The 9,935-nt window shown below is 66.5% G+C and carries 10 protein-coding genes and 1 pseudogene; 4 read left to right on the forward strand and 7 right to left on the reverse strand.

Going from position 1 to position 9,935, the window contains the following annotated elements; genetic code table 11:
- Window positions 1-104: 104 nt before the first annotated feature.
- From A5704_RS21940 to A5704_RS21970, 7 genes are read right to left on the reverse strand one after another with little or no spacing between them, the layout of a single operon-like run.
- Window positions 105-914, reverse strand: a complete 810-nt coding sequence (locus A5704_RS21940; RefSeq protein ID WP_067891057.1) for an acyl-CoA dehydrogenase family protein — start codon at window positions 912-914, stop codon at window positions 105-107.
- Between the two features lie 12 nt (window positions 915-926).
- Window positions 927-2,024, reverse strand: coding sequence for an acyl-CoA dehydrogenase family protein (locus A5704_RS21945; RefSeq protein ID WP_067891045.1), 1,098 nt, complete (start codon window positions 2,022-2,024; stop codon window positions 927-929).
- Complete coding sequence (locus tag A5704_RS21950; RefSeq protein ID WP_067891048.1) at window positions 2,021-2,455, reverse strand: nuclear transport factor 2 family protein; 435 nt, start codon at window positions 2,453-2,455, stop codon at window positions 2,021-2,023. Before A5704_RS21950 ends, A5704_RS21945 begins: the two co-directional genes overlap by 4 nt.
- Window positions 2,427-3,659 (reverse strand): amidohydrolase family protein, encoded by a 1,233-nt coding sequence (locus A5704_RS21955; RefSeq protein WP_067891051.1) that lies wholly within the window; start codon window positions 3,657-3,659, stop codon window positions 2,427-2,429. The genes A5704_RS21950 and A5704_RS21955 overlap by 29 nt, the downstream gene beginning before the upstream one ends.
- A gap of 3 nt (window positions 3,660-3,662) precedes the next feature.
- A complete protein-coding gene (locus A5704_RS21960; protein WP_067758387.1) occupies window positions 3,663-3,995 on the reverse strand; it encodes a hypothetical protein in 333 nt (110 codons plus the stop codon).
- A complete protein-coding gene (locus tag A5704_RS21965; protein ID WP_067758390.1) occupies window positions 3,970-5,256 on the reverse strand; it encodes an aromatic ring-hydroxylating dioxygenase subunit alpha in 1,287 nt (428 codons plus the stop codon). Before A5704_RS21965 ends, A5704_RS21960 begins: the two co-directional genes overlap by 26 nt.
- Before the next feature lie 13 nt (window positions 5,257-5,269).
- Complete coding sequence (locus A5704_RS21970; RefSeq protein WP_067758393.1) at window positions 5,270-5,806, reverse strand: carboxymuconolactone decarboxylase family protein; 537 nt, start codon at window positions 5,804-5,806, stop codon at window positions 5,270-5,272.
- A gap of 434 nt (window positions 5,807-6,240) precedes the next feature.
- Between A5704_RS21970 and A5704_RS21975 the strand changes: the two genes are divergently transcribed.
- The 4 genes and pseudogenes from A5704_RS21975 to A5704_RS21990 form a co-directional block, all read left to right on the forward strand.
- Window positions 6,241-7,539, forward strand: coding sequence for an amidohydrolase family protein (locus A5704_RS21975; protein WP_067778518.1), 1,299 nt, complete (start codon window positions 6,241-6,243; stop codon window positions 7,537-7,539).
- Window positions 7,540-7,648: 109 nt separating this feature from the next.
- The gene (locus tag A5704_RS21980) at window positions 7,649-8,815 is read left to right on the forward strand and encodes an acyl-CoA dehydrogenase family protein (RefSeq protein WP_067778515.1); all 1,167 of its coding nucleotides are present in this window, start codon (window positions 7,649-7,651) and stop codon (window positions 8,813-8,815) included.
- Entirely contained in the window at window positions 8,812-9,621 is an 810-nt protein-coding gene (locus A5704_RS21985) for an enoyl-CoA hydratase/isomerase family protein (protein WP_067778513.1), read from the forward strand. Before A5704_RS21980 ends, A5704_RS21985 begins: the two co-directional genes overlap by 4 nt.
- Before the next feature lie 4 nt (window positions 9,622-9,625).
- Window positions 9,626-9,935: pseudogene (locus A5704_RS21990) on the forward strand (acetyl-CoA C-acetyltransferase); the annotation flags it as partial.

Genomic DNA, 9,935 nt, shown 5'->3' on the forward strand with positions numbered 1-9,935 from the left:
CACCCGTTAGATCACATCCGTCACACAGATTCAGGACCCGCCATTCTGCTCGCCGCACAGCGACAACGGGAGGCTACTACTGGCGATCAGGATTCCGGGGCCGGCTAAAGCTCGGCAAGCCGTGGCGCAAAACCCCTGTCCACCAGAGCCTTTCCGGCATCCCGGGTCAGCTCCCGCGTGTTGCCCAGCAGACCGTCCAGCGTCAGCGACCGTTTGACGTGGTGGTGCAGCGCGTGCTCGGCGGTGAAGCCGACCCCGCCGAGCACCTGCTGGCAGTGCCGGGCGGCGGTCAGCGCCGCCTGGCCGGCGGCGGCCTTCGCCAGCAGCGAGGCAAGGCCGTCGTGATCGTCGGAATGCGTGGCGACATGCAGCGTCGCTTCGGCACCCTGGATCGCGACCAGCGTCTCGGCCAGCCGGTGCCGGATCGCCTGGAAAGAGCTGATGTGACGGCCGAACTGGACGCGGTCCAAAGCGTGCCGGCGCGCCAGCGCCAGCATGGCCCGGCCGGCGCCGACCAACCACCAGCCCAATGCCCGCCTGCCCGCGTCCAGGGCCGGCCGGGTCAACGAGTCCCCATGTGCGACGCGGTGTATCGGCAACAACTCGTCGATCGCCGAACCGGCGACCTCGCCGCGCTCCCAAATCACCCAGGAGCCGCCGGCGAACGGTAGCGGCATGGTGTCGCCGGGCGCGGCGCCGGACTCGCGTAACACCACGTCGTTGAGGACCGGGGCGTGGGCGCCGGTCTCGCCAAGCAGCCGGAATACCAAAGGGACGGCGACATCGGGCATTTCGTCCAGCATGTCCCGCCAGCCCAGGTCGGTCAGCGCCGCATCGAGCTTGACCCCCGACGCGGCCGCCATCGTCGTCCGTAGCGAACCTTCCAGCAGGCGCAGCGACTCGGGATCCGTCATGCCGTCCACGGTTCACTCCTTCCCGAGGTCGAGCAGCCGGCGGGCGATGATATTGCGCTGAATCTCGGCGGTCCCGCCGTAGATGGTGGCCGCGCGTGAGTACAGGTATTCCGCGCGCCACGGTGTGTCGTCGAGTTCGAGCACTCCGGGCAGCAGGTCGCGGACCGTGTCGTAGAGCCGTTGCTCCGCGCCGGCCAGCAGCACCTTGTCGATGGACGTGTCCGGTCCCAGGCGTGCCCCGTCGCGCAGCCGGTACTGGGTGTCGCGGGACCGGCAGCGCAGTGTGTGCAGCGCCAGATACGCCGCGCCCAAGGCGGATTCGCTGGGATCGCTGGCGGCCGACGCCTGCACGATGAGTTCGTCGAAGCGGGAGTACAGGTAGGCGATTCGCTGCCAGAAGCAGGTGGACCGCTCATACGGGAGGAGGTCCATGGCGAGTCGCCAGCCGTCGCCCGGTCGGCCGAGCATCCGGCTGCCAGGGATCACCACGTCGTCGTAGTAGACCTCGCAGAATTCGTCCACGCCGTGCATCGTCCGGAGCGGCCGGATGGTGATGCCGGGCGTGTCGAGGTCGACGAAGAAGGCGGTGATCCCGTCGTGGCCCGGTCCGGTGCGGGTGAGCAGGACGCAGCGCGACGAGAACTGCGCGAAGCTGGTCCACACCTTCTGCCCGTTGACGATCCAGTTGTCGCCTTGCTGCGTCGCACGGGTGGTCAGCGAGGCCAGGTCGCTGCCCGACCCCGGTTCGGAAAAGCCTTGACACCATTGCTCTTCGCCGCTCAGCAGCCGCGGCACCATTTCGGCGGCGAGCTCCGGCGGGGCGTAGTCGATCATCGTGGGTGCGAGCACCTCGAGCATCGAATAGGGGCCGGGTTCGGCGAGGCGGCGACCAACCACCTCCTCGCCCACGATCGCACGCAGCACCGCGGGGCCACCCAATCCACCGACCTCGGCGGGCCAGCCGTAGCGCATCCAATCGGCGTCGTAGAGCGCGCGGCTGACCCGGGCGAACTGCCGCATGTGGCCCTGTAGCGAGTGGTCGGGTCCCGGGGTCAGGTCGTTGTCGTCAAGCCACGATCGCAGGCCCGCCCGGAACTCCTCGACATTCACGGCGCGGGGCGGCCGACGGCGTGCGGGCGCCCGGAGTCGTGCACGCCGCTGCGGCGAATGAACGTCATGGCACGGGTTTTCAGCCGCCACCCGTCCGGGGTGCGGGAGTAGGTGTCGCGGTAGTAGCCGATCCGCATGTCGTGGGTGGCGTGGTCGATGAAGCACAGCGGCTGGGTGCCGCTCGCGGAGTCACCATCGAAGTTCTCGATCAAGGCGGTTCCGGTGAGGAACAATCCCTTCGGGGCGGCGGCGACCAATTCGGGGAACCTGTCCAGCTTGTAGGTTGAGCCGAAGGCGCTGTAGGTGCCGTCTGGGGTGAAGACGCCGATCAGCCCGTCGATGTCCTCTTGAGTGATGGTGACCGCGTAGCGGGCGAGCAGCTGCTGGATCTCGACCAGGTCGTCAATTCGAGTTTGCTGATTTGTCGACATAGACCTTGCCGCCTTTCATGACAAAGCTCACGTGCTGGGTGACGGTGATGTCTTCCAAGGGGTTTCCCGGCACCGCGATGATGTCGGCGAGCTGACCCGCCGCGAGCCGGCCGCGATCGGTCGAGTTGATCAGCTCGGCCGCGGTCACCGTGGCCGCCCGCAGCACCGCCAGCGGCGGCAGCCCCCAGTTGACAAGGGTGACAAGTTCGTCGGCGTTGCGGCCGTGCGGGATCGCGGGCGCGTCGGTGCCCACCGCGATCTTCACGCCCGCCTCGTACGCCGCCACGATCGAGGTGCGCGCCTTCGGGAACATCTCGGCCGCCTTGGCCTGCAGCTCGGGCGGGGCGTGCGAAACGTCCATGGCGTCCCCGTCGGCGAGGCGCCGCGTGCTGACCAGGAAGGTGCCGTGCTCGACCAGGGACGCGATCGCCTCGTCGTCGATCAAGAAGCCGTGCTCGATGCAGTCGATGCCGGCGTCGACGGCATGCTTGACCGCCTCGGCCCCGTGCGTGTGCGCGGCGACGCGCAGCCCGCGCCGGTGCGCCTCGTCAACGATCGCGCGCAGTTCCTCGTCGGAATAGTGTTGTGCGCCAGGCGGACCGGTCAGCGACATCACCCCGCCCGAGCAACAGACCTTGATCAGCTCGGCGCCGTGTTTGATCTGGTAGCGCACGGCCTTGCGGATTTCGTCGATGCCGTTGGCGATGCCCTCTTCGACGGTCAGCTCCAGCGCGTGGGGCGCGAACGCCGCGAACATCGTGGGGTCCAGGTGGCCGCCGGTGGGGGTGATGGCGTGCCCGGCCGGCACGATGCGCGGACCGTCGATCCAGCCCGCGTCGATGGCCTTGCCCAGCGCGACGTCCAACAGGTAGCCGCCGGTCTTGACGAACAGGCCGAGGTTGCGCACGGTGGTGAATCCGGCGCGCAGCGTGCGCCGCGCGTTGCCGACCGCGCGCAACACCCGCGTCGGCGGGTCGTCCTGAACCTGGGACAGGCCGGGCTTTTCGCCGCGGCCGCCCATCAACAGGTTGACCTCCATGTCCATCAGCCCCGGCAGCAGGATCGCCTCGCCGAGGTCGACGAGCTCGCCCTCCGGCTCGCCGCCGACCCGCACGATCCGGTCGCCCTCCACCTGGACGACGCCGGGGGAGACGATCTCGCCGGCGTCGACATCGAGCAGCCCGGCGGCCTTGAGCGTCAACACCGGTCAGATCACCGGCTCCCGAATGCACTCCACCCAGGCCGCGCCGCTGTCGGGCACCCTCGGCTGTTTCCAGGCCTCGATCGGAAACGACACCATGACGAGCGACTGCATCATGTGCATGAGAGCCTTTGCGTCCTCGGGGAGATCGTCGAGTGGGTATCTGTCACAGTAGGCGATCACGTCGTCGAGGCGGGGGAAGGCCACGTCGTAGAAGGCCTGCATCTCGGCCATCGTCGAGGACAGCCGCTTGGCGTAGCGCTCGGGTTCGGTGGCCAGGTCCCAGCCCAAAAAGGGCTCGAGGTCGGCGAATTCAGCGGGCAGCAGCGACGTGGCCATTGTTCTGATACTCCTTGACGTAGTCACCGGTCGTCTTGTGCAGATGACGGATCAAGACTTCCTGGTCGCACAGCAGGAATTCCGTGACGGCCCGCGTGCCGATCATGGTCTGGGTCGCTTCCAGCGTGTTGGCGTCCTGCAGCGCGTACTCCTTGAAGGTCACGGCGGCCAACTCCTGGGCCAGCCGCTCCCGCGCATTGCGCGGCGGGACGAAATACAGCGTGCACTCGAAGATGTGCTTGTCCACGGCGGTCGGCCAGTAGTGGTAGGTCAAATACCAGCCCGGCTCCCAGATCAGCAGCATGAAGTTCGGGTAGAACAGCCACGAATCGATGCCCCACTGCGGCACCCTCTTCACGTTGACGCCCGGTGGCAGGTCGAGGTTTTCGATGATCTCCGGCTTGTCCCATGGGCCGAACAGGCCGCTGCGCAACACCTGGTCCATCGGCTTCACCATGGACATGTCCGGGGGCGGCGCCTGGCCGCCCCACGTCGACTGCAGATTGTGCGGGCCGGCCAACTCGTAGTGCAGCGCCTCATAACCGTACTTCTGGATCTTGGCGGCTTCTTCCTTGGTGTACTGGCCCTGGTGCAGGATCGGCGCGTGGTAGAACTCGACGAACGCGTCGATGAACAGCTTCCAGTTGCTGCCGACCTCGGCGCGGTAGGAGTACGTCTCGGTCATCTCGCCGAAGGGGTAGCCCTCGATGCTCTTGGCCAGTGGCCCGAGGTAGTCGACGAGCGGCGCCGCGTTCTGGTCGAAGTTGATGAATATGAAACCTTCCCACACCTCGCATCGGACCGGCGCCAGGCCGAAGTTGCCCTTGTCGAGGTTGAAGAACTCGTCTTCCTGCTGGACGAAGGTCAGCTCACCGTCGAGGCTGTAGCGCCAGGCGTGGTACTTGCAGGTGAACTGCCGGCAGGTACCGGAGGTCTCCTCGTTCGGGAAGTCGTTCCACACCAACTTGTTTCCGCGGTGGCGGCAGACGTTGTGATACGCCTTGACCGATCCGTCCTTCGTCTTGACGATGATGACCGACGTGCCCTTGCCCGCCGACGGCAGTTCCCGGGTGAAGTAGCTGCCGGTGCGCGGGAGGCGATTGATCCGCCCGACGTTGAGCCAGGTCTTCCTGAAGACGGCGTCGCGCTCGGCGTCGAAGAACGCCGGATCGATCGAGTCGGTGTAATCGACAGGCGCCGTGCCGAGTTCGGGGTAGTTCTCTGTCCAGCTGCCTGCGGCCGGCTTGGGGAAGTGGGGCACCTTTCTACCTCTCTCAGTGGTTCCGATCGGCGTTTTCGAGCTGTACGCCAAAAGTGTTGAAGGCCATGGCCAGCGTGGCGTAGCAGCCGACCGTGAAGACGAAATCCATCCGCTGCCGGTCGTCGAGGCGCTCGCCGAGCGCGGCCCAGGTCTCGTCGGACAGTCGCGATTTGTCGTCAAGTTCGTCGACGGCGGTGATCACCGCGCGATCGAACTCGTCCAAGTCGCCGGCGCTCTCGCCGGCATCACCAACTACGGCGGCGATCTGATCGTCGGTGATTCCCTCGTCCCTGGCCATGCGGGCGTGGTGAGACCACTCGTAGGCGCATTCGCGACGATGCGCCACGCGCAGGATGGCCAGCTCGCGGACGCGCGCCGGCAGCGTGGACGAGGTCAAGAGATGAACGTTGAACCGCAGAAACGCCTTGGCCAGCGCCGGGTGGCGGGCGAGGGTGCTGAGCGCGTTGTTGGCAGCCGGGTCACGCATCGCCGAGAGCGCCTTGTGGGTGGTTTCGTCCCACTGATCGGCCGGCAGCGGCGGCAACCGCATCCGAGCTCTCCTCTCGCCATCCTCCCCGCCACCTCTCGGCCAGGGAGAATCAGATTCTCATTTACAACCAATAGAGTTGCACGAATCGCGCGGCCGGTCAATGCCGGCGGGAGGGGTCTCGCCCGGCCGGGATGCCGCGCGCGCACGCGGCGTCCAAAACGGCTCCCTTCCTGCGAAAATGTCCGCGGCCGCGCTGGGCTCGCCGACAACGAGGCCAGCTACCTCGGCGCGTCCTCGTCCCGGGGCGGGCGGTTTATGGGCGTGTTCCGCCACCGGTGGGGCGGGCGAAAGCCGGTCGTGGCGTCGGCTGGATGTTGATTCTCGCTTGGCGAGAAGATAGTTTTCATTTCAGTGATCTTGGCACGGGACAGCGATTCGCCGAGGCTGCGTGGGAGCGGAACCGGATAGGCGGACCCGACGGAAGGGCAACGGCCATGAACAAAGAAGACATGATCCTGATCAGCGTCGACGACCACACCGTTGAGCCGCCGGACATGTTCAAGAACCACCTGCCGAAGAAGTATCAGGACGACGCGCCGCGGCTGGTGCACAACGCCGACGGTTCGGACATGTGGAAGTTCCGCGACACCGTCATCCCCAACGTCGCGCTCAACGCCGTCGCCGGTCGGCCGAAGGAGGAGTACGGCATCGAGCCGACGGGGCTCGACGAGATCCGGCCGGGTTGTTACAACGTCGACGAGCGCGTCAAGGACATGAACGCCGGCGGCATCCTGGCCTCGATCTGCTTCCCGTCCTTCCCGGGTTTCGCCGGGCGGCTGTTCGCCACCGACGACAACGACTTCTCGATCGCGCTGGTGCAGGCCTACAACGACTGGCACATCGACGAGTGGTGCGGCGCCTATCCCGCGCGCTTCATCCCGATGGCGATCCCGGTGATCTGGGATGCCGAGGCGTGCGCCGCCGAGGTACGGCGGGTGTCGAAGAAGGGCGTGCACGCGCTGACCTTCACCGAAAACCCGGCCGCGATGGGCTATCCCAGTTTCCACGACGAGTACTGGAACCCGCTGTGGAAAGCGTTGGTGGAGACCGACACCGTGATGAACGTGCACATCGGGTCCTCGGGCCGGTTGGCCATCACCGCGCCGGACGCGCCGATGGACGTGATGATCACGCTGCAGCCGATGAACATCGTGCAGGCCGCCGCCGACCTGTTGTGGTCGCGGCCGATCAAGGAGTACCCGGACCTGAAAATCGCGCTGTCCGAGGGCGGAACGGGCTGGATCCCCTACTTCCTCGAGCGCGCCGACCGGACCTACGAGATGCACTCCGCCTGGACGCACCAGAACTTCAAGGGCAAGCTGCCCAGCGAGGTCTTCCGCGACCACTTCCTGACCTGCTTCATCAGCGACAAGGTGGGCGTGGCGCTACGCAACATGATCGGCATCGACAACATCTGCTGGGAAGCCGACTATCCGCACAGCGACTCGATGTGGCCGGGCGCGCCGGAAGAGCTGTGGGACGTACTGAGCATCAACAACGTTCCCGACGATGAGATCAACAAGATGACGCACGAGAACGCCATGCGCTGGTACTCGTTCGACCCGTTCACGCACATTTCGCGCGAACAGGCGACGGTCGGTGCGCTGCGTAAGGCCGCCGAGGGGCACGACGTGTCCATCAAGGCGAAGGGCCACGACAAGGACAGCCGGGGCGGCTCGTCCTTCGCGGAGTTCGCGGCCAACGCGAAGGCCCTCAGCGGCAACAAGGATTAACCGTCCCGTTCCCGGGCGAGCAGACGCAGAATCGCACTGCGCGGGCCGCGATCGTGCGATTCTGCGTCTGCTCGCGCTTGATGGAGGTGCGCCAATGCCCAGCGATGGCATGAACTTCGAGCTGACCGATGATCAGGAGCTGATCCGCCGGTCCGTCGCCGAGCTGGCGCGCAAGTTCGACGACCAGTACTGGATGGAAAAAGACCAGGCCCACGAATTCCCTTCCGAGTTCTATCAGGCCATCGCCGACGGCGGCTGGCTCGGCATGACGATCCCCGCCGAGTACGGCGGTCACGGCCTCGGGATCACCGAAGCCACCATCCTGCTGGAAGAGGTCGCGAAGTCCGGCGGCGCCATGAACGCCGCCAGCGCGATTCACCTGTCCATCTTCGGCATGCAACCGGTGGTGGTGCACGGCTCCGACGAACTCAAGGCGCGCACGCTGCCCAAGGTCGCCACCGGCGAGGTGCACGTCTGCTTCGGCGTGACCGAACCCGGTGCGGGGCTGGACACCTCGCGCATCACCACCTTCGCCAAACGCGACGGCGACCGCTACATCGTCAACGGCCGCAAGGTGTGGATCTCCAAAGCCATGGAGTCGGACAAGATCCTGCTACTCACCCGCACCCAGAGCTACGAGGAAGTGTCCAAGAAGACCGATGGGATGACGTTGTTCATCACCGACCTCGACCGCAGCAGGGTCGACGTCCGCCCCATCCGCAAGATGGGCCGCAACGCGGTCAGCTCCAACGAATTGTTCATCGACAATCTCGAGGTTCCGGTCGAGGACCGAATCGGCGAGGAGGGCAAGGGATTTCAGTACATCTTGGACGGCCTCAACCCGGAGCGGATGCTGATCGCCGCCGAGGCGCTCGGCATCGGCCGGGTGGCGCTGGACAAGGCGGTGAAATACGGCAACGAGCGTGAGGTCTTCGGCCGGCCCATCGGCATGAACCAGGGCCTGCAATTCCCGCTCGCCGACTCGCTGGCACGCCTCGACGCCGCCGAGTTGATGCTGCGCAAGGCGACCTGGCTGTACGACAACGGCAAACCCTGTGGGCGCGAGGCGAATACCGCGAAATACCTGTGCGCCGACGCCGGCTTCACCGCCGCGGACCGGGCGTTGCAAACCCACGGCGGCATGGGTTACGCGGAGGAGTACCACATCACCCGCTACTTCCGCGAGGCCCGGCTGATGAAGATCGCGCCGGTCAGCCAGGAGATGATTCTGAACTTCCTGGGATCTAACGTGTTGAAACTGCCGAGGAGCTATTGACCGCGCCCGACGAGCACGTGCTGCTGTCCGAGGACCGCGACGGCGTACGCACGCTCACGCTCAACCGCCCGCGCCGCAAGAATGCGATCAACCCCGAACTGTGGATCGCGTTGCGGGACGCGCTGCAGGCCGCCGGCCACGACCGCGGCGTGCGCGCGCTCGTGCTCACCGGCTCCGGCGGCAGCTTCTGCTCCGGCGCGGACATCTCGGTCCCCGACGACATTCATCCGACCTACAAGCTGCAGCGTTTGACCGACGTGGCGCTGGCCCTGCACGAGCTTGCGATGCCGACCATCGCCAAGGTGGCCGGAGTGGCCGTCGGGGCGGGATGGAACCTCGCGCTGGGATGCGACTTCGTCGTGGCAACGCCAGAATCGAAGTTCTGCCAGATCTTTTCCAAGCGTGGTCTGTCGATCGACCTCGGCGGATCGTGGTTGCTGCCCAAACTCGTTGGCCTGCAACAGGCCAAGCGGCTCGCGCTGCTCGCCGAGACGATCGACGCCGAGGAGGCGCACGCGCTGAACTTGGTGACGTGGCTGGTGCCGGCCGCGGAGATCGACGCCTTCGTCGACGATCTCGCCCACCGGCTGGCGGCCGGCCCGCCGATCGCCCTCGCCCACACCAAGGCCCTGCTGAACGAGGGTGCGGACAGCACGTTGCGCGACGCACTGGCCAACGAGGCCCGCGCCCAGGTCGGCAATTTCGCGACGGCCGACGCGTCCGCCGCCTATGCCGCCTTCGCGCAGCGGCGGGAGCCGTCGTTTACTGGCCGGTGGGCGCTATCGAAATCCAAGGAAGCGGAGTAGGGAAATGCGGGAAACAGTCATCGTCGAAGCCGTGCGCACCGCGGTGGGCAAGCGCAACGGCGGCCTGGCCGGGATGCACGCCGCGGACCTGTCGGCCGTCGTCCTCAACGAACTGCTGGAACGCACGGGAGTCGGCCCGGAGATGGTCGACGACGTGATCTGGGGATGTGTGTCCCAGGTCGGCGACCAGTCCAGCAACATCGGCCGCTACGCGGTCCTGGCCGCCGGCTGGCCGGAGACCATCCCCGGGACCACCGTGAACCGCGCGTGCGGCTCGAGCCAGCAGGCGCTCGACTTCGCCGTGCAGGCGGTCA

Origin of the sequence: Mycobacterium sp. E735, assembly GCF_001666955.1 — a bacterium.
Lineage (GTDB): Bacteria > Actinomycetota > Actinomycetes > Mycobacteriales > Mycobacteriaceae > Mycobacterium.